The 22,524-nt window shown below is 45.7% G+C and carries 18 protein-coding genes and 2 pseudogenes; 10 read left to right on the plus strand and 10 right to left on the minus strand.

Translation table 11 applies throughout. From position 1 onward, the window contains the following. Positions 1 to 165: 165 nt before the first annotated feature. Both QUA01_RS10060 and QUA01_RS10065 read left to right on the plus strand, forming a co-directional pair. A complete protein-coding gene (locus QUA01_RS10060; RefSeq protein WP_333092581.1) occupies positions 166 to 768 on the plus strand; it encodes a superoxide dismutase in 603 nt (200 codons plus the stop codon). Positions 769 to 1,290: 522 nt separating this feature from the next. Then, positions 1,291 to 5,637 (plus strand): amino acid adenylation domain-containing protein, encoded by a 4,347-nt coding sequence (locus QUA01_RS10065; protein WP_333092580.1) that lies wholly within the window; start codon positions 1,291 to 1,293, stop codon positions 5,635 to 5,637. A gap of 614 nt (positions 5,638 to 6,251) precedes the next feature. Here the strand turns inward: QUA01_RS10065 and QUA01_RS10070 are convergent. The 4 genes and pseudogenes from QUA01_RS10070 to QUA01_RS10080 form a co-directional block, all read right to left on the minus strand. Beyond that, positions 6,252 to 6,995 (minus strand): SGNH/GDSL hydrolase family protein, encoded by a 744-nt coding sequence (locus QUA01_RS10070; protein ID WP_333092579.1) that lies wholly within the window; start codon positions 6,993 to 6,995, stop codon positions 6,252 to 6,254. A 290-nt stretch (positions 6,996 to 7,285) separates the two neighbouring features. Then, positions 7,286 to 9,094 (minus strand): bifunctional acetate--CoA ligase family protein/GNAT family N-acetyltransferase, encoded by a 1,809-nt coding sequence (locus tag QUA01_RS10075; protein WP_442921578.1) that lies wholly within the window; start codon positions 9,092 to 9,094, stop codon positions 7,286 to 7,288. 45 nt (positions 9,095 to 9,139) lie between these two features. Then, a pseudogene (locus tag QUA01_RS27385) lies at positions 9,140 to 10,002 on the minus strand (acetate--CoA ligase family protein); the annotation flags it as partial. A gap of 173 nt (positions 10,003 to 10,175) precedes the next feature. Then, entirely contained in the window at positions 10,176 to 10,397 is a 222-nt protein-coding gene (locus QUA01_RS10080; RefSeq protein WP_333092578.1) for a transposase, read from the minus strand. Positions 10,398 to 10,825: 428 nt separating this feature from the next. Here QUA01_RS10080 and QUA01_RS10085 point away from each other — a divergent pair. Both QUA01_RS10085 and clpS read left to right on the plus strand, forming a co-directional pair. Further along, positions 10,826 to 11,356: pseudogene (locus tag QUA01_RS10085) on the plus strand (bifunctional acetaldehyde-CoA/alcohol dehydrogenase); the annotation flags it as partial. A 243-nt stretch (positions 11,357 to 11,599) separates the two neighbouring features. Beyond that, the gene (gene clpS / locus QUA01_RS10090) at positions 11,600 to 11,893 is read left to right on the plus strand and encodes an ATP-dependent Clp protease adapter ClpS (RefSeq protein WP_194008643.1); all 294 of its coding nucleotides are present in this window, start codon (positions 11,600 to 11,602) and stop codon (positions 11,891 to 11,893) included. Between the two features lie 307 nt (positions 11,894 to 12,200). On the opposite strand, the gene QUA01_RS10095 is transcribed toward clpS, so the two are convergent. Both QUA01_RS10095 and QUA01_RS10100 read right to left on the minus strand, forming a co-directional pair. Continuing rightward, a complete protein-coding gene (locus tag QUA01_RS10095) occupies positions 12,201 to 12,698 on the minus strand; it encodes a plastocyanin/azurin family copper-binding protein (protein WP_333092577.1) in 498 nt (165 codons plus the stop codon). 184 nt (positions 12,699 to 12,882) lie between these two features. After that, positions 12,883 to 14,001, minus strand: coding sequence for a tocopherol cyclase family protein (locus tag QUA01_RS10100; protein ID WP_333092576.1), 1,119 nt, complete (start codon positions 13,999 to 14,001; stop codon positions 12,883 to 12,885). Positions 14,002 to 14,155: 154 nt separating this feature from the next. Between QUA01_RS10100 and QUA01_RS10105 the strand changes: the two genes are divergently transcribed. Together QUA01_RS10105 and QUA01_RS10110 are read left to right on the plus strand one after the other, a co-directional pair. Further along, positions 14,156 to 14,737 (plus strand): Npun_F5749 family FMN-dependent PPOX-type flavoprotein, encoded by a 582-nt coding sequence (locus tag QUA01_RS10105; protein ID WP_333092575.1) that lies wholly within the window; start codon positions 14,156 to 14,158, stop codon positions 14,735 to 14,737. Positions 14,738 to 14,770: 33 nt separating this feature from the next. Continuing rightward, positions 14,771 to 14,956: a hypothetical protein gene (locus tag QUA01_RS10110; protein WP_333092574.1), complete on the plus strand. Its 186-nt coding sequence runs from the start codon at positions 14,771 to 14,773 to the stop codon at positions 14,954 to 14,956. A 61-nt stretch (positions 14,957 to 15,017) separates the two neighbouring features. Here the strand turns inward: QUA01_RS10110 and cysE are convergent, their stop codons facing one another. Together cysE and QUA01_RS10120 are read right to left on the minus strand one after the other, a co-directional pair. Beyond that, the gene (gene cysE / locus QUA01_RS10115; protein WP_194012588.1) at positions 15,018 to 15,809 is read right to left on the minus strand and encodes a serine O-acetyltransferase; all 792 of its coding nucleotides are present in this window, start codon (positions 15,807 to 15,809) and stop codon (positions 15,018 to 15,020) included. Between the two features lie 265 nt (positions 15,810 to 16,074). Beyond that, entirely contained in the window at positions 16,075 to 16,341 is a 267-nt protein-coding gene (locus QUA01_RS10120) for a hypothetical protein (RefSeq protein WP_228042690.1), read from the minus strand. On the opposite strand from QUA01_RS10120, the gene QUA01_RS10125 reads away from it, so the two are divergent. From QUA01_RS10125 to mrdA, 3 genes are all read left to right on the plus strand, one after another. Further along, positions 16,328 to 16,660: a hypothetical protein gene (locus tag QUA01_RS10125; protein ID WP_333092573.1), complete on the plus strand. Its 333-nt coding sequence runs from the start codon at positions 16,328 to 16,330 to the stop codon at positions 16,658 to 16,660. The two genes, QUA01_RS10120 and QUA01_RS10125, sit on opposite strands and share 14 nt — an antisense overlap. Positions 16,661 to 16,728: 68 nt before the next feature. Beyond that, positions 16,729 to 16,953, plus strand: a complete 225-nt coding sequence (locus QUA01_RS10130; RefSeq protein WP_333092572.1) for a hypothetical protein — start codon at positions 16,729 to 16,731, stop codon at positions 16,951 to 16,953. A gap of 263 nt (positions 16,954 to 17,216) precedes the next feature. Next, entirely contained in the window at positions 17,217 to 19,043 is a 1,827-nt protein-coding gene (mrdA, locus tag QUA01_RS10135) for a penicillin-binding protein 2 (protein WP_333092571.1), read from the plus strand. Positions 19,044 to 19,216: 173 nt separating this feature from the next. Here the strand turns inward: mrdA and QUA01_RS10140 are convergent, their stop codons facing one another. Beyond that, positions 19,217 to 20,953, minus strand: a complete 1,737-nt coding sequence (locus tag QUA01_RS10140; RefSeq protein WP_333092570.1) for a DUF3352 domain-containing protein — start codon at positions 20,951 to 20,953, stop codon at positions 19,217 to 19,219. A gap of 136 nt (positions 20,954 to 21,089) precedes the next feature. Between QUA01_RS10140 and QUA01_RS10145 the strand changes: the two genes are divergently transcribed. Beyond that, complete coding sequence (locus QUA01_RS10145; protein ID WP_333092569.1) at positions 21,090 to 21,716, plus strand: Uma2 family endonuclease; 627 nt, start codon at positions 21,090 to 21,092, stop codon at positions 21,714 to 21,716. A gap of 9 nt (positions 21,717 to 21,725) precedes the next feature. On the opposite strand, the gene QUA01_RS10150 is transcribed toward QUA01_RS10145, so the two are convergent. Continuing rightward, positions 21,726 to 22,325, minus strand: coding sequence for a pentapeptide repeat-containing protein (locus QUA01_RS10150; RefSeq protein ID WP_333092568.1), 600 nt, complete (start codon positions 22,323 to 22,325; stop codon positions 21,726 to 21,728). Between the last annotated feature and the right edge of the window lie 199 nt (positions 22,326 to 22,524).

Raw genomic sequence — 22,524 nt, forward strand, 5'->3', positions numbered from 1 at the left:
CAGAATTCAAAATTCAAAAATGCTGCAACTGAGATAAAATATAAAAATTGTAAAGAATTATTTACGACAGCTTGATCAACTCAAGCTAGGGACTTTAGGCTCGAATCAATGAAAAGCCGGAAAGTCAACCGAAAAACAACAGCCACCTAGAGAGGATTGAACACAATGGCATTTACACTCGCACCATTACCCTTCGCCGCTGATGCCTTAGAGTCAGATCATATGTCGGCTAACACGTTTTCGTTTCACCACGATAAGCACCACGCTGCTTACGTGACCAATCTCAACAAAATGATTGAAGGCACGGAACTTGCCAGCAAATCCCTGGAAGAAATTGTGATGGCATCTGCTAAAGACCCATCCAAATCTGGCATTTTCAACAATGCAGGTCAAGTTTGGAACCACAATTTCTTTTGGAAGTCGCTCAAACCAGGTGGTGGCGGCACTCCGACAGGAGCTTTAGCTGATAAAATCAAGGCCGACTTTGGCAGCTTCGACAAATTCAAAGAAGAATTCAAGGCTGCTGCGACAACTCAGTTCGGCAGTGGCTGGGCTTGGCTGGTTTTGGACAACGGTACTTTGAAAGTTACCAAAACTGCGAATGCCGACACTCCGGTAGTACACGGCCAAACTCCTTTGCTGACTTTGGATGTGTGGGAACACGCTTATTATTTGGATTTCCAAAACCGCCGTCCCGACTACATTACTAATTTCTTGGATAATTTGGCTAACTGGGATTTCGCAGCCGAAAATTTGGCTGCGGCTTAGTAGCACCTAAGTTTTAGGATTAAAGTCCTCACTACTAATCTATTAAGTTCGTAGTGAGGACTTTATTTTTTGTTTCCAAGGACTGAAGTTCTCACTACTAGCTTAATAGGTTCGCTTAAGTAGGTCGGCGCTGTAAAACGTAAATATATAAACGACTATAAAGCATTGAAGTACACATCTAGCAACACTCTTTAGCCTTATTTACATATTTTTCTATTGGGAAGTTTAATATCGCCAACCTACTTAATAAGTGGATGCAAGAATAGGGATGGTAGTTTTGGAACTTCCACTGCCTCACACGGGATCTAATTTGTGAAGATTTCTAAACCCATTTGTAGGGAGGAAAGGAGAGTTATACTATCCTTTCCTCGCAAAGTCGGGACGTTTCCCCTTGTTAGAGCAATGTTGTTGTGATAGATAGAGTTTTGGATAGATAGATGTGTGGACAGATAGACGTCTGGAGAGATATATTTTTAATATTGGGTGCCGAAATATTTAACACAACCTTTTGGAGTATAAAAAATGACAAAAAACGTATCAGTAGTGATTCCATCCTACAACAGCGCCCAATTTTTACCGGAAGCAATTGAGAGTATACTTGGGCAGACTCTACCCGTATTTGAGATTATTGTCGTAGATGATGGTTCTACTGATGAAACGAAAGAAATTTGCGATCGCTACCCGAAAGTAACATACTTCTATCAAAACAACCGAGGCCATGCTACTGCACGCAATACTGGTCTGCAGATTAGTACGGGAGAGTATCTTCTGTTCCTGGATAGTGATGACTGCCTTTTGCCTGAAGCGATTGAGATTGGAGTCAAGCATCTCAACGCCATGCCAGAGATGGGCTTGGTATTTGGTCGTTATTTCTTCTATTCCATTCAACCCGATGGCTCATACAAAGTAGAAGAGAAATATGAGAACCAGCCTGAAGTTGCTAATTATGAAACCCTTTTGGCTATCCGGCATAGGGTTCAATGCGGTTGTATTATGTTTCGCCGTGCTGCCCTCGATAGTGTCGCCATTGAGTCTATCGGTGCATTTGATCCAAGTGTATTAGCGACCGAAGATTACAATTTATGTCTGCGAATTGCCCGTAATTTTCCTATCTATTTCCACGGTCAAGTCGTTTCTCAATATCGCTACACTGGCAATAACATATCCAGTAAATCGACCTACTTTCTGATCCATGCAATCCGAGATCATTATCAGCAATGGAGTTACGTTCAACGAACAGAAAAAGAAGAATATATAGTTGCCTATGAGCAGGGCAAACACCACTGGATTAATCTTTTTGGCAATCGATTGCCTTACGAAATCCTGAAATATATAGCAGCTAAAAAATGGGTTGCAGCCTTGGGTATTCTGAGATTAATCTTGTATTACGATCCCAAATTGCAATCTATCGATCGGGCTATTTACGAAACATCCTATACAACTCTGATGTCAGAGCTACGAAAGCTCCCCCTTCAAGACTCCTTAGCCTATTGGCAAAAACAACTTGCGGGAGCCACCCCTTTATTACCCCTACCCACTGATCGGCCACGTCCCCCAGAGCAATCCCTCCAGGGAGCTTCTCTGTCTTTTGGCATTTCTGGGGAAATCACGACAGCCCTCAGCCAATTGGGCGGCCAGGAAGGCGTCGCCCTATCAACAACCCTGTTAGCCGCGTTTAAGATCTTGCTCTATCGCTATACAGGTACGGAAGACGTGATTGTTGGCTCCCCCTTTGTGAGCCGTGTGAATGCAGAAAATTTTTTCAATGCCGTCCCCCTTCGTACAGATATGTCGGGTAATCCCACGTTCCCAGAGTTTCTGGGACGAGTGCGGAAAGTTGTTTTGTTAGGGCAAGCCTATCAAGATGTGCCCTATTGCTTATTGGTCGATCAATTTTGTCCCCAGCCCGACTTAAGCTATTCCCCTCTGTTTCAAGTGACCTTTGTCTTTGAGGAAAATATTCCATTCCAAAGGATCGATCTGTCAAGATTAACAGCCAGTCCGTGGGTGATTGAAAACAACGAAGGAAAGTTTGACTTAACTTTATTCTTAAAACCAACCAGCGCAGGATTGGAGGGGAGTTGGTACTACAGCACGGATTTGTTTGATGCAGAAACTATTGAACGAATGAACGAGCATTTCCAGATTTTGTTGGCTGGGATTGTGGCTCATCCAGAACAATCGATTTCTGCCTTGCCGCTGTTGCCAGAACAAGAGAAAAATCTGTTGCTTGTGGAATGGAATCAGACTCAAAAAGATGAGTCGCAAGAGCTATGCCTGCACCAGTTAATAGCTCAACAAGCAGAAGTAACGCCAGAGAAAATTGCGGTTTCCTTTGAAGGTCAAACATTGACGTACAAAGAACTACATCAACGCTCTAATCAACTGGCCCACTATTTGCAACAAAGAGGGGTGAAGCCGGATGATTTAGTGGGCATTTGTGTCGATCGCTCTCTCGAAATGCTTGTGGGATTATTAGGTGTGCTGAAGGCGGGCGGAGCCTATGTTCCCATAGACCCCAACTACCCTCCCGATCGCGTGGAATACATGATCGAGAATTCCCAAGCCAAAGTATTGTTAACACAACAGCAGCTTGTGAATAGCCTGCCTGCCAAAGAAGCCAAAAAAGCATTGGTCATCTGTTTGGATACGGATTGGCCACTGATTGCCCAAGAGAGTCAGGAAATGCCGATCGCCAGCGTTACCCCAGAAAATATGGCTTATGTCATTTACACATCTGGTTCTACGGGTAAGCCCAAAGGCGTACAAGTTCTCCACCGTGGGGCAGTCAATTTTTTAAAGTCGATGCGCGAGCAACCGGGGATCGGTGCGACGGATATTTTGCTGTCTGTCACAACACTTTCTTTTGATATTGCAGTCTTAGAACTGTTCTTACCTCTGACTGTGGGAGCGCAGGTTGTGATCCTGAGTCGGGAAGCTGCTATGGATGGCAGAAAGTTATTAAGGACGATCGTCCAATTAGGCATTACGATCCTGCAAGCGACTCCAGTGACTTGGCGATTATTGATAGAATCGGGTTGGGAAAGTCAGTTCCCGCTGAAAATGCTCTCCGGTGGGGAAGCCATGCCCAAAGAATTGGCTGCCCAATTGTTAACCAAAGGTACGGAACTTTGGAATATGTACGGGCCGACGGAAACAACAGTTTGGTCAACGGTTTATCAAGTCAAAGACGCCGAACAGCGAATTTTAATTGGTAAGCCGATCGCTAACACCGATATCTACATCTTAGATTCTCTCCTGCAACCAGTTCCCGTTGGGGTGGCTGGGGAATTACATATTGGTGGTTCAGGATTAGCGCGAGGCTATTTGCAACGTGACGATTTAACCACTGAGAGATTTATTCCTAATCCCTTTCGAGAAACCGAACGAATATATAAGACAGGGGACTTAGCACGTTATTTGCCAGATGGAAATATTGAGTGTTTAGGTCGCCTAGATTTTCAAGTCAAAATTCGCGGTTTTCGGATCGAACTCGGTGAAATCGAGTCTGTTTTGGTCAAACATTCTAACGTGCAGCAGGCAGTGGTCATCGTCAGGGAAGATTTTCCTGGCGACAAGCGTCTAGTGGCTTATATTGTCGCTCTCAATAATCAGAACCCAAGCATCCAAGAACTGCGAAGTCTGCTCAAGGAGTATGTACCAGAATATATGGTGCCATCTATCTTCGTTTTCTTGGAAGCTCTACCTCTAACACCGAATGGTAAGGTAGATCGTAAAGCTCTACCTGTACCTGAACAATCTCGCGAAGCAGCAATCATACCCGCCACTCAAAAGGCTCTAGATTTGCCCGCCCCTACAACTCAAGAAAAGCCAGAAAAGCCAGAAGAAATTGCCAAGCCCAAGGATGATTTGGAAGTTCAACTCGTCAATATTTGGGAAGAAGTATTGAATATTTCACCCATCAGTACGACAGATAATTTCTTCGAGATGGGAGGACATTCCCTATTAGCGATATCCCTAATTCGTGAAATAGAGAAAACCTACAATAAAGAGCTACCTTTACCTATCCTTTTCCAATCGCAAACGATTCAGCAGTTGGCTAACACCCTTCGTAAACAAAGATTCTCGTCTTCTTCGCAGGCTTTAGTCACGATTCAGAAAGGTAGTTCCAAACTGCCTTTATTCTTTATTTACGGCATATTCCTTTACTATAATTTATCAAGACACCTGGGCAAAGACCAAACCTGTTATGGAGTCTATGTCAAAGAGGAAGTCAATATGTTCCAAAGGAATAAACTTGACCAATCACCAACGCCTTCAGTGAGTATTCCATATCTGGCCACTCGCTACCTCAAAGAAATACAAAAACATCAGCCTAAAGGCCCTTACCTCCTAGCGGGTGAGTCCTTAGGTGGCTTAGTAGCTTTTGAAATGGCACATCAACTTCATTTACAGGGTGAAGAAGTAGCTTTACTGGCCCTTTTGGATAGTGCAATTCCAGGAAAAAACCAACTGTCATTGAGTCAGAAGCTGGCTTTTCATATCAAAAAGCTGCGCCAACAAGGGATTTCATATTTGTTCCAAAAAATACGAAAATCGAAGACTAAATCGACTCCTGATATTAACATTAATAATGTTAATAATAATCGCGTAGATCCTCTATTAGAGTTTCGGCAGTACGCTTTCAATAGTTACAAGCCACAGCCTTACCCAGGCAGGGCAGTTTTGTTCCGGGCGAAGGAGGAAAGTCACTTTAGCACTTTGGAAAACTGGAAGGAACTGTTGCTTGAAGGATTAGATATATATGATATCCCTGGAGATCATCTAAGTATCCTTCAAGAACCCAATGTCCCTCTCTTGGCAGAAAAAATGAGAGTGCATATCGATCGAGCTTTAGCAAAACTTTAGGCTGTTGAGTTGAACGACTTATACAAGCGATTCAACAAGCTATTACAGATCAAACAATGCGTCAACGCGCCGCCAGATTGGCGGCGCACATCCAAGGTGAAGATGGTATTACCAAGGCAGTTGCTATCGTACAGGAAATCTAAAATCCTGGGACTGTTTACGGATAACCCGTATTCTACTGGAGGAATTCAAAGAACCTTAAGTTGATCGTACTTATACCCCAATACGGTTTACTTAAGTTAGAGAACCCATTTGATATCTATTCTGCGTAAATCTCAGAAACCGGGTTGAGCTCTATATTTCTCGTCACCCAACCAAAAACTCCAAGAATACCCGGTTTCTCGCCCCTTGCGTAAATCTCAGAAACCAGTTTCTCTCTATATTTCTCGTCACCCAACCCAAAAACTCAAAGATTTCAAATGGGTTCTATAAGGATTGTGAATTAAATAATTTCCATTTTTCTTCTGGCCCATCCCACAACAATCAAATTTGGAAGTTATTTAATTCTCATTTATAAGTTTTTTTTAGGGTGCATCGCTCGTTTAATCTGGCGTTCCAGGGCGAGAGTTGTTTTTGGCGACGCACCCTACGTTGACTTAAGTGAACCGTATTGGTTATCCCCCCTTCAGTATTTTTAATAAGGCTCTTCGATAAATCTGTCTGCCTTCTGAGTCAAGGTGAACGCCATCTGTTGTGACCTTATCTTTCAATACTGTCCCTTCGTACAGGGGCTGAATTTCTTTTTCTACTATCAATAAGTTATCTGTCGCTGCCACTTGACGAGTCAAGGCTTGAATGCTTTTCACTCTTTCCAAAGAACCCGCTAGTGTGATATCATGGCTGGCTTCAATCGTTGAGTAAAAAGCAGGGATTAACACTACTTTTTTGGTGTTCATTTTTGTTCTGACAGTGCGGATAATTTCCTGCATATTGTTAACAAATTGTGGATCATTTATCCGATAACCCGCATCATTAGTACCGATCGCAATAATTGATGTATTACATTTAACGTTAGCAGCAGTTAATAGTTTTAGTTGTTCGATCAGAGAAATTGTTGACATTCCGGGCAAGGCAAAATTAAAAGTATCTTGACCCATTGTATTTCCCAGCTCAGAGGTGATAGAATCGCCCCAAATGCAAGCATTAATTTGAGTATTTTTAGTCAGATATAGTTGATAATCAACTTCATCTAGCCACCAAGAACTAGAACTTAGGGTATCTGTCGATAATCCGATGGCATTTGCATTAAACACGACTAAAAATCTACCTAAATACCCCTTCTTTATCGTAAATTCTAAAATCCCTGTTAAGAGAATGACATTTAATAGCAGTGAAATGATCGCGATAGTTTTTTTCATACAGGTATGAGCAAGTAAATTAACATAAATTATAAATATACCTCTTGCAAAAGTGCTTTTAATCAAATTGTGGAACAGGCTTTCCGGCTTTTTCCACGATCAACATTTTTTATTATGGAAGGAGCCGGAGAACCCGTCCTAGTTATTTTTGCAAGAGGTCTAATCACTACACTACCAAAAAGTAATTCACAATTATAATCAGTTTGTCCGATCGCGAATTACGAATTAAGCGATCGCACTCCTCCATCTTGTTTGAGATCGAATAGAGTGCGCGCGTAAGACTGGATGAGCTAGTAGACAAAAACAGCTTTCAACATTCCTTCACCTCGCTCTGGTTTCAGTTCAAATCCTATTTTTTCACAGAGGCTCTGCATCTTGTAGTTGCTAGTGAGAATATAGCCGACGATCGCATTTAATTTCTCTTCGCGACCAATTTGCAGCAGCAGCCTCAATAATTCTGTTCCCAAACCCCGCTCCTGATAGCTATCGCGGACGATCAGGGCAAATTCGGCTGCGTTTTTGCCGTGCAGATTGCTGAGACGTGCTACTCCCAAAATCTGGTGTTCTGAGGTTTCGGGGTCTTTGCGATCGGCTACTAACAGCATTTCTCGATCGTAGTCAATAAAACAACTCCGGGTCAAACGTTCGTGAGCGATGCGGTGCTTTAAATTTACCATATGAGCGTAGCGCAAATACACGCTCTCTTCGGAAAGCTCTTGATGAAACAGCACCATCAGCGGCTCATCTTCCGGGCGAATCGGACGGATGGTAATGGAACTATCTGTTGACCATTGTTGAACGTATTGCACCGGATAGGGGCGAATCGCAGGTGAAACGGTGTTTTCTGTGGTCTGGAGCACAACGCGGGCATCGAGGGCGATCGCACCTTCTGGAGAAACCAGCAGCGGATTAATATCTATCTCGGCAATCTGAGGTTGCTCGACAATCAGTTGACTGAAACGAACTAATAACTGTTCGAGTTTTTCTAGGTCAATTGCCGATCGCCCGCGCACTCCTTGTAAAGCTTTGTAGATGCGCGTTTGCTCCATCATCCGCCGCGCTAGGGTGGTATTTAAAGGTGGCAGTGCTAGCGATCGATCCTGAAAGACTTCCACTAATTGTCCGCCGGAACCAAACAGCATGACTGGCCCAAATTGGGGGTCGATACTGCTACCCAAAATTAGTTCGTAGCCTTCCAAACGCACCATCGGCTGCACAGTAACGCCGAGAAACGCTGCAGGATCGATCGCCCGTACCCGCTGGGCGATCGCCTCAAAGGCACTAATTACAGCCTTAGCATCGCCTAAATTTAGTTGTACGCCCCCCACATCGGTTTTGTGAGTAATCGTCTCAGAATGGAGTTTTAGCACCACAGGATAACCGAGACGATCGGCAATTTCCACAGCTTCGCGATCGCTGGTGGCTATGGATGTGGCGATGGTGGGAATCCCATAAGCAGAGAGTAACTGCTTTGATTCGTACTCTGTTAACAGAGCGCGATCGCTTGTGCGTGCAGAAGTCAAAATTTTAGCGATCGTCGGTCGATCGGGACTCCAGAGATCCGAATCAGCCGCCAGAGAAGGCGTTTCGTAGATAGCGCGCAGGTTGTAGCTGTACCGCCACATATAATTGAATAACCTGACGGCCGTATCGGGATAGGGGAAAGTCGGAATTTTGGCCTGATTGAGAATTTCCGTTGCTGCTAAAACTTCTGCACCGCCCATCCAGCTTGTTAATAAGGGCTTTCCGAGTTTGCTGTAGGACTTTAATTCTTCTGCGGTTTTGGTGGGATTTGTCATCGCTTGGGGTGTGAGGATGACCAACAATCCGTCACTATTGGGATCGGAAGCGACAACTTCTATAGTTTTGGCGTAGCGATCGCTACTAGCATCGCCCAAAATATCGATCGGGTTTTGATGGCTCCACTGAGGGGGTAAAAACTCATCAAGCTGTTGCAGCGTCTCCGGTGCAAGCTCTGCGAGGGCACCGCCGCCGCTAATTAAGGCATCAGTGGCGATCGCCCCTGGGCCTCCTGCATTGGTAACGATCGATAGGCGGTTCCCCTGGGGTCGGGGTTGCTTTGCCAGAATTTCTGCCATGTCAAACAGATCGGAAATCGTATGTACCCGCAACGCGCCACAGCGGCGGAAAGCAGCGTTGAGCACGTCATCGCTGCCGGTCAAAGCTCCCGTATGGGAAGCGGCGGCGGCGGTACGTCCCACCTTGAGAATGATGATCGGTTTGTCGATCGGCACTGGGCGGGCGGCGGACAAGAACGATCGAGCATCACCCATCCATTCCATGTATAAAACAATACTTTTGGTGTGGGGTCGTCCCCAAAATACTCGATCAGATCGCCCCAACCGACATCGAGCATAGAGCTGATCGACACAAAGGTGCTAAAACCGACATTTTCTCCCAAACTCCAATCGAGAATCGAAGTACAGAGGGCGCCACTTTGACTGATGAAGGCTACATTACCCGGACGGGCGATCGTACCTGCAAAAGTAGCATTGAGCCCGAGAACAGGATTCATCACGCCGAGACAATTGGGGCCGATAATCCGCATTCCGCCCAGACGCGCTGCGGCCATAATTTCCTGTTCTAGCGCAACGCCTGCCGGGCCAATTTCTTTAAAACCAGCAGAAACAATCACTGCCCCTTTCACCCCAGCAGCGATACATTCGCGGATTGCTTGCGGTACAACAGTCGCAGGCGTAGCAATCACCGCCAAATCCACTCTTTCCGGGACGCTAGCAATGTCAGGATAAGACTTGAGCCCTAGGACGCTGTGGCGCTGGGGATTCACCGGAAAAACTGTTCCGCCAAAGGGATTGCTAATCAAATTCCACAGGAGAGTGCGTCCGACACTTCCTTTTCTCTCTGTTGCGCCGATAACAGCCACGGAGCGAGGCCGAAAAATTCGATCGAGTTCGTGACGCTGTTCTTTCCAAATATCGTGAGCCGGATCGCTCGCAGTGCTGTGATTCATTGAATTTACCTGCATAATACCAATACTTCGGACAGTTTTTAAGCAGCGAGAGTACCATAGGATAGGACTGATGGAAGGTTAGGGTGATTTAAAATTAAATTCGGGTCTAAATCTAACTTATCAATAAAGGTGTAAAGTATATGTCTGTTGAATTGCTACCGTTTATAAGAGGTCATTGAAAATACGAATTACTCGGGAGACAAATGACGATTATCAGCTTCATATTTGGCTAAATTTAAAGCAATTAGACTGGCATTAAAATGAAAATTAAGGCGTTGACCACTACGACATTGACCAGAGGATAAACCAGTAAATTGTTTGGTATCATGAAAAATAAACTCAATTTGAAAACGAGCCTGATCATACTCAAGTATTTGCTCACCTGTCAGATCGAACTCAGTGCTAAACAATAAAATATTTTTGGTTTTACCGTTAGGTTGAACTTCTCCAAGGCAAGCTAAACGTATTTTACATTTTAAACAAACACTCCATACTACTCATGAATAAAGCTTAACCCCGGCTTAACTTCTTTGATGAAAGTTAAATTTCTTAACTTTTTATAGTCTACTTTTTCATCATATTTGCGAGGAGTTCTCCGTTTATTTGTTTCACCTGTATAGAGGTAATTCAAGTTGATTTCAGACCGTAATGTGCTAATCAAATTTAAATGAGAATTTCTGACAGCATCCCAGAACTTAGCGCGGTAATAATAACCGTCAGCTACCAAATAACGTACAGATTCTGGCAATAAAGAACGAGTTTCTTTTAAATGTTGATAATAGTCGTCAACTCTTGTTAATTAAGGCAGTGAGCTTTGGGGTACTTCTTTTTTAGTCGGTATGCTGCTACGATCGCCCGGATGGCATTTGCGAACGCTTTTCTGGGGGTTTGTCACTCAATGGCTCACCAATTAGGTGCAACTTGTCACGTCCCTCACGGTTTAGCGAATGCGCTGATGATTTCCCATGTAATTGGGTACAATGCAACGGATGTTCTGTTCAAACAAGCGATTTTTTCTCAGAATAAGTATCCTAACAGCAAGTGGCGTTATGCGCGAATTGCGGATTATCTGAATTTGGGCGGGGAGACACTAGATGAGAAAGTTGAGAACTTGATCGCAGCGGTGGAAGATTTGAAGCGTCAGGTAGATATTCCTAGCACTATTCAGGAGGCGATCGCCAGTCAGGGAATGAGTGATGATTTCTTTTTTGCTCGTGTTGAGGAAATGGCCGATCGCGCTTTTGACGATCAATGCACCGGAGCAAACCCCCGCTATCGGCTGATTGAAGATTTAAAGCAACTTCTGTTGCAAGCATACTCTGACACCAACACTTCTGGGGTCGATCGAGAGTTAACTGTAGTTGGATAAGCTGTACTGCATCTAACGATCGATCGGAAACCGGGTTTTTCAACCAAAATCGTGGGTAGAAACCCTCAATTTCCTGAAAACCCGGTTTCTTTGTCCTCAAATCTCAAATCGAAAAATCGCCCTTGCAAATAAATCGCCAAAGTCGATTTATTTGCAAGGGGCGGTTTTAAAGTTCATAAATTGTGATATAGTTGAAGAGGTAACTATTTTACGAATTTTGTAGTTTCAGTGGCTGTTCGCGCGATGACCTCTTCACCAACCATAGCACCCGTTCGATCGAGTCAAGTTACCCGCAAGCCTTATCCTAACTATCGGGTAATAGTCCTCAACGACGATTTCAATACATTTCAGCACGTAGTGGAATGTTTGACGAAATACATTCCAGGGATGACGAGCGATCGAGCTTGGGATCTCGCCAACCAAATCCACAACGAAGGCCAGGCCACCGTCTGGGTTGGCCCGCAAGAACAAGCAGAACTTTATCATATGCAATTGAGCCGTGCTGGACTGACAATGGCTCCGCTAGAATCGACTTAAAAGTCTGTAGAAGCCCGAAAGTTCGACTTTTTGTGGCTAATTAATCTTCAAGCAATACGATATCCGCTGAAGCTAAACTCGATCGGCATAAATATTCGATCTGTTAACTGCCGATTTCCAGCGGATAGACACAGATATAGCCTTTCTGCGATCTCATATGAGCTACTATCTGGGATAGGCCAAACCGGGCATAGGCCAAACCGGGCATAAGGCATACCTCACTTTTTTGAGAACCACTATAGACGCAGATAATTCAATGCAGTCTGCGATTAAATTCTCTGCTCGTCTCAACTATGGGATAGGGGGATTAAGAGGCGATCGCAATTTTGCCAACCATCCCCGCCTCAGTATGTCCCGCTACGGTACAGCGAAGGTTGTAACTTCCCGATTTCACCGGCACAAACAACCATTCTGCCACCGCCCCTGGTTTAAGTTCCAGTTCGTGAATACTGCCTTTAACTTCCACGTTACCAGCTTCAACTTTTTGAGTCCAACTCGCATCTGCAAAATTTTTGGAAGTGAAATAATGTTTCTGCGGACTGGGATTTTTCAGCACTAATTTATAGCGCTTACCAGATTCAAATTCTAGCTGATTGGGAAAGAATTTGAGTTCTCCAGCTTCGTTACCCAAGCTAACATTAATTTCGGTGACAGGTTGGCGAGACAAATCACCAGCATTGGCAATTGTCGCAGGTATTAAGATTGCACCCAAACATAAAATTAGTCCCAAAATTCTTTTGAGAGTTGGTTGTAATTGTTGGTTTCGGTAGAATTTTTCTAATTGTAAACCGAGTATTTTTATCATGGCTGTTTTACTAATGTTAACTGACTGCTGACTGCTGACGTTGGACGGAAAGATCGGGGGGACAGCACCAATGCCCAATGCCCAATGACTAATGCCCACTGACTAATGACTAGCCTTCGACTTCGCGAGCGGCTAAAATGACTAATGACTAATGACCACTGACTAATGACTACTGACTACTAACTTAATTCGATCGCCAAACTTCATCCCAAGGCCCGCCGCCAACTTCCAAACCAGACAAAGAACTTTGAGCCTCTAAAATAATTTTATAACGCTGCTTGCCATTGCGATCGACATTTCCCCCCAACAACTCTCGCAGTTGCAACCGCAAATCACCGTGCGTCGTATCCCGGCAGCAAAAAGCCAGGCCTTTTTCTGTAGGAGCTCGCAGATAAGTACCAGGACTGTTTGTAGTGCCAATTAACTCAACTTCAAACTGACTATTTCTAGCCTGCATTTTCCAGCTTCCCCAAGGTTGAATAGTCCAACTAACTTGCGAATTCCAAGGCACAAATTCGTAAAACTTGCCTCGGTAATGCAGACAAATCATTGCCACCGATTCCATCCACCACAGCACGCCCCGCTTGCCGCCGCCAGCAGTTACAGCTAAATCGCTTTCGCCTTGAAAACAATTGCAATTAATCCAAAACCACTTTTGCGGAAAAGCACCGCCCCAGTTTTTTTCGCTATAAGCGGGAGCGTCTTTAAATTCGTAGCGTTCGCCGTTCCAATCTATCCAGCCCGTGGCTAAACCGTGAGCCATTAAAATTTGCCATCCAGGCTCAAATATGGGCAGAAAAGATAGCATTCCCGCCGTGGATTTCTGGAGCTCCTCGTAGTTTCCCCAGCCGTAAATAGGTTTGATTTCGTACTGCCAAAAACAGTGACCGCCACTTCCCGGATCGTGCAGATAACCTTGATTCAAAGTAGCAGTAGCTTGATAGCCTTCTTCGACGCTGCTGTCGAATACTTGCGGCTCTAAATATTGGGGTTTAATTTGTAAATCTGTTTTGCCCCAATGTCCAAAACCTAAGCTTTCTCGGTGCGCCCAAAACTTATTTACATCGGGGAAGGTGCGGCACAAATAGCTATCTTTGGGGCCGAGAATTTGGGCAGCACCGCCGCTGTATGGTTGACCACCTCTGGGGTCTTCGATGGAATACATGAAGGCAAAGGATTGTCCGTGAATTGGTAATGTTATTCGGTAGTACCAGCCTTCAAAAAAGCGCCGGGAACTGCCGTCCCAGTGGTAGCCGCTGTGGGGAGTTTCTATAGTTTTGATTTTTGAGAGTGCATTTGACATAAAATTACCAATAGCAGAAAGAAGTGTCAGTTGTTAGTTGTCAGTTGGCAGTTGGCAGTCAACAGTCAACAGTCAACAGTCAACAGCTAACCATTCCCTAATGACTAATGACTCATGACTGATGACTACTGACTAACATGATAGAAGATTAATTATGACTTTAGCACTTTGGCGATCGCCCTTAGCGCGAGCTCTCCACCGCAACCGCAGTCTTGCTTTTGCTCGCTACTTGCAATTAGCAACCGTTCGCGCCACTGGTCGTCCGGCTAACCGCACTGTGGTGTTTCGAGGCTTTTTAGGAGATACTAATCAGTTGAAGTTTATTACTGATATTCGCAGTCAGAAGGCGGAAGAAATTGACCTCTATCCTTGGGGGGAGATTTGCTGGTATTTCCCTAAAACTCGGGAACAATTTCGGATTGCTGGACAACTGATTTTGGTGCGGCAAGACGATGCAGATTCCGAGTTGTTGACAGCGCGCCGTACAGCTTGGCAGGAGCTTTCTGAGGCTGCTCGATCGCAATTTGCTTGGCCTGCACCGGGGGAAGATAAGGCGGATGCTGGTGCTTTTGATTCTGCTTCCCCAGATGCTCACGAGCCGCTACCGAATTTTTGTTTGCTGTTGTTGGAACCGGAAACGGTGGATTTTTTGGAGTTGCGGGGAGAACCGCAGAACAGATCGCTTTACGGGCGCGATGGGGATGGAAATTGGTTTGTGCGATCGGTCAATCCGTGAAAAAGAAGTTATTAGTCAGTTGGCAGTTGGCAGTTGGCAGTTGGCAGTTGGCAGTTGGCAGTTGGCAGTTGGCAGTTGGCAGTTGGCAGTTGGCAGTTAACAGTCAACAGTTGGCAGTTGGCAGTTAACAGTTGGCAGTTGGCAGTTGGCAGTTGGCAGTTGGCAGTTAACAGTCAACAGTCAACAGCTAACAATTCCCTAATGACTCATGACTACTGACTAATGACTAATGACTAATGACTAATGACTACTGACTAATGACTACTGACTAATTAAATTTTTAGATGCCGGTGCCGTCGAAAAATTCTTGAATTGCTTTATCTTTTAACTGACAAGCGGCGGCAACTTCGGTTTTTTCAGCTAGGGCTACATTGCTGGTTTTGTTTGAAGTTTGAAATGCTGAATGGGAATTGGGAACAGAATTTAAGGAGACAGATTCTTGAGGAATCAAACTTTTTACTTGCTGTTCGAGGGATTCGATGCGATCGAGCAAAGAGCGAATTACCACAGCTTCGGAATCTGGCAAACTGCCGTGTTCTAGGGGATTGACGCGCACTCCCGATCGATATACGATGCGGCCGGGAATCCCTACCACGGTGCAGTCTGAGGGTACATCGCGCAGGACTACGGAACCTGCGCCGATGCGAACGTTGTTGCCAATTAGCAGGTTTCCTAGTACCTTGGCCCCGGCACCGACAACTACGTTTTCGCCGACGGTAGGGTGACGCTTGCCACTTTCTTTGCCTGTGCCTCCTAGGGTGACACCTTGATAAATTAGGGCAAAATCGCCGATTATTGCTGTTTCGCCGATGACAACCCCCATACCGTGGTCGATGAAGACGCTTTTGCCGATCGTTGCACCAGGGTGAATTTCTATTCCTGTCAAAAACCGAGCAATGTGAGAAATCAAGCGGGGGATTAGGGGAAGTCCCAGTAAATAAAGCCAGTGTGCGAGGCGGTGCAGCACTAGGGCCTGAAGACCTGGGTAACAAAATAATACTTCCAGCCAGTTGCGAGCGGCTGGGTCGCGGTCGAAAATTATACTGAAGTCAGCTTTAAGGGTATGAAGCACTTTCGGAGTTCCCAATTTTGGTTAAACACGCCACTTTCAATTTTACAATTTTACTCGATCGGGGAAGTTAGATCGTGTTCGGTCGATTGTTACAACACTAACGGTTCGTAGCGCGGACTTAAGTCCGCAACTAATCTAGCGGACTTAAGTCCGCGCTACGAACCAATCTAATCGAACGGACATGATATTAGCCATCGGCCGATCGGGAGAAAAATTTTAGGATGTAGAATATTTTAGCGTGTCCATCCCACAGCGTGGCTGCGTTCTATTCCTGTAGTGAGATTGTATAGTTAGACTTGACTCCGGCTTCGAGAGTACCGACCCAAATTCTGTAAGATCCTGCTTGCCAGTCTGAATCAACTATGCTGGCATCTTTATTTTGACCTGTATCGTCTCCGCAGCGCAGGCTGTTACCGGGGCCTTGTACGACTAAGGTTGTGTCCTTCCCTCCGCTGTTGACTTGGATTGCGAGTTTGGAAAAGTTTTGCTGCAAGACTATGATGTGGTCGGGAGTAGGAGTGGCAAAACCCAAACATTTGTTTTTGTGGCGATCGGTGTTGGCAATGGCAGAGAGAGAGTACGATCCGCCTGTGGAACCTCTCAACATTGCTGTTGGGGAGTCAAAACCTCGCGATAAAGTTAAAGTGCCGAAGTTGGCTGTTTCTGCTAAAACTGGTAGGGCGGCGATCGCGCCGATCGCAGCTAAGAGCGCACTGTTTTTGAAATGGACTGGCCGATCGAACCACATGGCAATACTCCTGTGTCACAACTTAAAATTACAACTCAGAATTTACTCGTCTGAGTCCCCAGAATCGGAACTTGGAGAGGAAGAACAATTTTTGTTTAATTGAGTGAAAAACCTTCTGGCTGTTGTTCGTGATTACTATCATCGGAACCGTGACACGTGCGATCGCCCTCGATGGTGCCACTCCGAGTTCTGCCACACGCGATCGGCTCACATCCGAAATTATACGCTCTCAAGATGATCGATATGATAATTCTGGCTTTGCTGTTGACGATCGGTTCCCTCTTGACATGGCTTTTAATAATGTTACCTGTCGATATATTCGGCTGGCTGCACTTCCCTAATTGGCTGAGCCTGATCTTAATTGTGCTGGCTATTTCTTGGTGCTTGGACGATTAGTCAGCAGTCAGCAGTCAGCAGTCAGCAGTTGGCAGTAGTTGGCAGCAGTTGGCAGTAGTTGGCAGTAGTTAACGGTTAACAGTCAACAGTCAACAGTTAACAATGCCCTGTTTAGCCTGTTTGGCCAATTCCCAAGAACTAAGAACTAAGAACTAAGAACTAATGACTGAGAACTAAGACGATCGCCCAGGTCTGATGCTGTATACTGCACAATTGACAATCAAGAATCTAAAATCTAGGATTTGACATCTACCTATAGAATAATGATGCAACGACAAATTTCTTCGCTCTCTGGATTTCGCTCTTCAGACAAAACTTTGGGGGAAACTCCTAAGAAACAGTCGCGTCCGATGCACCGGGCGATCGTATTAATGCTGCTGGCAACCGCTTTGCTGAGCCTGCACGCTAGTCGGCTAGTAGAATTGCAACTGGTACAAGGGAAGCAAAACCGGGAACGAGCCGAAAACAATCGCGTTCGCCTAGTGCCAATGCCGGCAAATCGCGGACATATAGTTGATCGCAAAGGCAAACTGCTAGCGGGAAACAATTTAGCTCGATCGGTCTATTTGTGGCCGAAAGAACAAACGCCGGAACAGTGGAAAGTAACAGCAGAAAATTTAAGTCCGCTGGTTAAAATCCCGGCCAAAGAAATTTTACAAAAAATAAAAGAGGTCGATCCTTTATCCTACAGACCGGTGCGGATCAAGCAAGCGATGCCGCCAGAAATTTTTGTGCCGCTAGCAGAACAGGTAGGACAAATACGCGGAGTGGAAGTGCGTCCAGAAGCAAACCGTTACTATCCCGAAGGCAGTTTGGCGGCTCACGTTCTCGGATATATTGGCGAAGCTACCGAAGTAGATTTGAAAGCTCACCCGGAATATCCGATGGGGATGATTGTCGGTCAGATGGGCATAGAAGCGAGTTCTAACAAGCAAATTGCGGGAGTTTGGGGCGATCGGCTGATCGAGGTAAATGCCCAAAATCAAGAATTGCGGCTGATGGGAGAAACACCCCCAAAACCGGGCGAGGCGGTGCAGCTAACGATCGACTTGTCCATGCAAAAAGCAGCGGAAACAGCCCTAGGAAACCGCCGGGGAGCAGTCGTCGCCGTGGATGTCAAAACCGGCGCGGTATTAGTTCTCGCCAGCCACCCGACTTTTGACCCCAATCTGTTTACGCGAAAAATCAGTAAGGATGACTGGGCAACTCTTCAAGACCAGGAAGATCCATTTTTGAATCGGGCGATGCAGGGCTACCCCCCTGGCAGCACTTTTAAAATTGTGACTTCTGTCGCCGGTATCGAGTCAGGCAAGTTTTCCCCAGACTCTATTTTGGGTACTTCGTCTTACATTACGGTGGGGGGAATTAATTTTAACGAACACAGCGGGGGTTACGGCTACATCGGCTTTCGGGAGGCTTTGGCTTTCAGCAGCAATACGTTTTTTTACCAAGTGGGGATGAGTACCGGGCCCGAGGAAATTTCTAAGTGGGGACACCGCTTGGGAATTGGCAAGGATACGGATTTGAATCTTTTGGGGCTAAGCGGCGGCAGTCACGGTCAAATTCCGACACCCGAGGATAAGGAGAAAATCTATAAAGAACCCTGGTATGAGGGCGATACGGTAACGATGTCGATCGGTCAGGGGTTGGTGTTGGTGACTCCTTTGGAGGCGGCGGTAATGGTGAGTTCGATCGCTAACGGCGGCTATCGAGTCAAGCCCCATCTTTTGACATCTATGACTGGCACTCCAGAGACTCAACGGGTAAAGATCGGGCTCAAACCTTCGACAGTTCAGGTTGTTAAGGAAGGATTGATCGCGGTGGTTTCCGAGGGTACGGGACAGGCACTCAATGACGGTTCGATTCCGCTGACGGCGGGCAAAACAGGGACTTCGGAGGTCATCGGACAGAAGGATCACTCGCTGTATGTGGCATTCGGGCCTGCTGAAAAGCCAGAAATTGCGATCGCCGTGGTTGTGGAAAATGGAGGTTTTGGTTCTGTTGCAGCGGCCCCGATCGCCAAAGATGTATTTCAAGCTTATTTTGGGCAACCGAAAAAAGTGAAGGAGTCAGTAGTTATTAGTCCTTAGTCATTAGTTATTAGTCATTAGTTCTTGGGAATTGGGAATTGGGCATTGGCCAAACAGGGCATTGGGAATTGGGAATTGTTGACTGTTGACTGTTAACGGTTAACTACTGCCAACTGCCAACTAACAACTGCCAACTAACAACTGCCAACTGCCAACTGCCAACTGCCAACTGACTAATTTAGCCGCATAAATATTGTAGCTTCGCGAATTCCTGCGATTTCTCCCGTACTGGTGACGGTGATCGATCGCAAATGGTCAAATAACGGTCTCGCCGAAAGTTCAATTAACCTCAACAGCGGGATTTGTTTTTCCCAAATTGATCTGATCGAAGGCCAGTCTAAATAAAAATAGCCGTCGTTAGCTGGTGGTAGCGCTTCGATGCTGATTTGAAAGTCTTGATTAGCCACCAAAGAACCTGTTTCGGCTGCTTTTAGTGCTGCGTCCATTGCTTCTACTGAAGTGGTAAAAATTTCGTATTTACCGACAGTGGCTCGCACTCCTTTTGCCTCAGTTACGATCGCACTTTGCCTATTATTTTCCTTACCATGATTCGAGCTAGTTGTCAACTGCGTCCAAGCGGTAATTTTCTGGTTTCTGAGAGTGAAGCTGCCGATGCTGTATTCTTTGCTGCGGGCAATTTCATCGAGTTTTTCGATCGCCTGAAGGGCATCGGCAGATGTTTCGGTGACAAAAACCCAATCCGCACTATTTGACGAACTCGGAACCACTGCTAAAGCGTATTCTCCTTGTACCCACTCAAATATATCCTGCGGCAAATTGACACCCCAAACTTGCTGAATATCTCCCAGGGTGCGATCGACTAATTTTGAGACTTCTGCGTTAGCTGACACCGCCGATGACAAATCAGTCCAAAAATTCCTTAAGTCGGTGCTGGCGACGGCAAAAGGACTGGCTGAGGGAATATATTGCAAAGCCAGCACCGGTTCGGAGAGTGTGGGAGAAGCCGTGTTTTCTCGCGATGTCACTAAAGCAGTTTGAGCCAGCAATCCCCGTTGGTTGACTCCGACAGCAACTGCGAGGGAATTAGGGGAAACTGGGAGATTTTGCTCGGTTGCTGGCTCCGGTAGATTGACAAATGCTAAAGCTATTCTACCTTGATTTAACTGTTGGAAAGCTTTTTGATAGTTAGGACTATTACTGAGATTTAGGTTGGCTGCTTCCAAGTTGTTAATTGCATCTCGAAGTATATTCGGACTGTGGGAAAATAAAACAAAATTTAGGTTGTTTCCAGAAGCCGAACGACCGCGGATTGCCGCCGTCGCGAAACTTGATGGTAAAGTTGAATTCGGCAGAGAAAGCGGGTTGAAAGGCAAAATTGGAGCGGTTTTTTGCTTGGCTGTAGGTAATTTTTTGTAATTTAGTTGGACACCTTTATATAGTTCCGACTGCACTGTTTTATCCGCACGAGATTGTTTTTGCCAGTAGGATTTAAGAAATTGTTGGCTGCGATCGGCATTTTGGGAAGAAACAGCCAGCAAAAAACCGGTTTGTTCGCCCTTGCTGCGATCGCGATCGTCGAAATCGGGATTTGTGAGGGCGAGGGTAATTTCGTCACCGATCCAAGGTTGGATATCGCGACTGTAATCCAAGTCAGTATTGGCGAGGAGGCTTTTTTTGATTTGCTCGAATTCTGCGTGTGCGAGGCTTCTTTCTTTGGGAGTGACAAAAACTTGTCGCAATGCTTCGAGGCGATCGGGATTTACCAGCATTGAAACCAACAAAGGTACTTCTTTCGAGACAAACACAGCCGCAGCCGGAGTAGTTGTCGGCCCGCCCGCGAGCAAATTTAGGGGAGTTTGAGTTGACAGCCAGTAAAAACCGCCTGCACCCAAGCCTAAGAGTGCTAAAACGCCAGCAATGAGGAAAGAAAAGAACGATCGCAGCTTCATAACAACAAGGACTAATGACCACAGTCTACTATTAACTAGAGTAGCGCATCACCGTAGCGGTCGGCAGATACTTTTTATGCGGTTCGCAAAAAAAAAGATAAACTAAAATACACTAAAGCTCTAAAACCCAAGTAAAATGCTAACAATATCAACGCCCCCCGAACAGCGAGTTTTACTGCCAAATATCAGTTGGAAGTTATATGAAAGCCTGCTAGCAGAACTAGGTAACAAACGTTCCACCAGAATTGCTTATCATCAAGGTCAATTAGAAATTATGGTGCCACTACCGGAACATGAAAATCGCAACAGGCTGATCGATCGGTTAATTGTAACTCTCATAGAAGAACTAAATCTGGAGTACAACCCCTTTGGTTCGATGACTATTAAGAAACGCAAAAAAGCAGCCGGAAAAGAACCAGATTCATGCTATTATATTCAGAACGAAGCACTGGTCAGAGGCAGAACCGAATTAGACTTTGCGCGAGATCCTGCGCCCGATTTAGCACTGGAAATTGATATTACCAGCAGTTCCTTAAATCAATTCGATTTATATGCAGATTTAGGCGTACCAGAAATTTGGCTGTATGACGGACGAAGCGTCAAGTTTTATCAATTGCAAAATGGCGAATATACCGAGTGCAATTTTTCCAGGGCTTTCCCGATGCTACCGACTGCAAAAGTTGACGAATTTATCGATCGCACTCAAACAGCAGGCGCAACCGCAGCAGTGCGAGAATTCCGAGAATGGGTAAAAAATCTGTAATTTTGCAGTCTACCACGGCAAACCTCGCGCATCGGAAAAATCAGCATCAAGAACCGCCCCCGCATCGAATATAGCACCAGTCAAATCAGCTTTTCTAAACGACGTTACCGACAATTGTTCTATCTGTTCAACAGCAATAAAAAAGCCGATCGCAGTTAACCCCAAAATCACCCCCGAAACCAAAAACAAACCAATTCCCCTCAAAGTATCCCCGCCCCAAAATGTCACAATACCGCTAGCCCCGATCGCAGCAGCAGCCCCAGCCACAGCCCCAGCCACAATTCCCGCCTCGCCACGAGTCGCAGCAATCGCCGTCGCAGCCGTCCCGGCCACCGCCACAGCCCCCGCATCCGCCCCGCCAATCATTCCCATGACAGCCCCCGCCGCCGTCACTGTCACCGCAGTTACACCAGCCCTAGCAATCAACTTTTGTACCCGCAGGCGGCTTTGTCCGGTTCTGACACCCTGAAAATTTGCCCCCCTCAAAATCGCTCCGGTGAAATTGCAGCCTCGAATGTCGCTACCGCTGAAGTTCGCCCCAGACAAGTCAAGCCCTTTAAATGAACGGTTGCGTAAGTTTTGGTTGGCAAAATTCAGATTTTGAGTCATAAGGAAGAGGTACGAACCGCGAAGACGCGAAGGACACGAAGGAAGAGGGAAGAGGGAATCTTCGACTAGGGTTTGAGGAATTAAGAACATCTTAACCGTTGGGCGGGGTTGTCATAGCAGAAAACAAGATATATGTCAATCATTATCGGATATTTGGTGAATTTTCAATTTTCCTGTATAATCGATCGCGTCCGTTGCG

The sequence above is a fragment of the Microcoleus sp. S36a_B3 genome, from assembly GCF_036700745.1.
In the GTDB taxonomy this organism is placed as follows: Bacteria; Cyanobacteriota; Cyanobacteriia; order Cyanobacteriales; family Microcoleaceae; genus Microcoleus.

Excerpts from the sequence above, each read along its gene's own strand:
- QUA01_RS10060 (WP_333092581.1), top strand. The coding sequence starts at position 166 with ATGGCATTTACACTCGCACCATTACCCTTCGCCGCTGATGCCTTAGAG.
- QUA01_RS10065 (WP_333092580.1), top strand. The coding sequence starts at position 1,291 with ATGACAAAAAACGTATCAGTAGTGATTCCATCCTACAACAGCGCCCAA.
- QUA01_RS10070 (WP_333092579.1), bottom strand. The coding sequence starts at position 6,995 with ATGAAAAAAACTATCGCGATCATTTCACTGCTATTAAATGTCATTCTC.
- QUA01_RS10075 (WP_442921578.1), bottom strand. The coding sequence starts at position 9,094 with ATGGCAGAAATTCTGGCAAAGCAACCCCGACCCCAGGGGAACCGCCTA.
- clpS (WP_194008643.1), top strand. The coding sequence starts at position 11,600 with ATGACCTCTTCACCAACCATAGCACCCGTTCGATCGAGTCAAGTTACC.
- QUA01_RS10095 (WP_333092577.1), bottom strand. The coding sequence starts at position 12,698 with ATGATAAAAATACTCGGTTTACAATTAGAAAAATTCTACCGAAACCAA.
- QUA01_RS10100 (WP_333092576.1), bottom strand. The coding sequence starts at position 14,001 with ATGTCAAATGCACTCTCAAAAATCAAAACTATAGAAACTCCCCACAGC.
- QUA01_RS10105 (WP_333092575.1), top strand. The coding sequence starts at position 14,156 with ATGACTTTAGCACTTTGGCGATCGCCCTTAGCGCGAGCTCTCCACCGC.
- QUA01_RS10130 (WP_333092572.1), top strand. The coding sequence starts at position 16,729 with ATGGTGCCACTCCGAGTTCTGCCACACGCGATCGGCTCACATCCGAAA.
- mrdA (WP_333092571.1), top strand. The coding sequence starts at position 17,217 with ATGATGCAACGACAAATTTCTTCGCTCTCTGGATTTCGCTCTTCAGAC.
- QUA01_RS10140 (WP_333092570.1), bottom strand. The coding sequence starts at position 20,953 with ATGAAGCTGCGATCGTTCTTTTCTTTCCTCATTGCTGGCGTTTTAGCA.
- QUA01_RS10145 (WP_333092569.1), top strand. The coding sequence starts at position 21,090 with ATGCTAACAATATCAACGCCCCCCGAACAGCGAGTTTTACTGCCAAAT.
- QUA01_RS10150 (WP_333092568.1), bottom strand. The coding sequence starts at position 22,325 with ATGACTCAAAATCTGAATTTTGCCAACCAAAACTTACGCAACCGTTCA.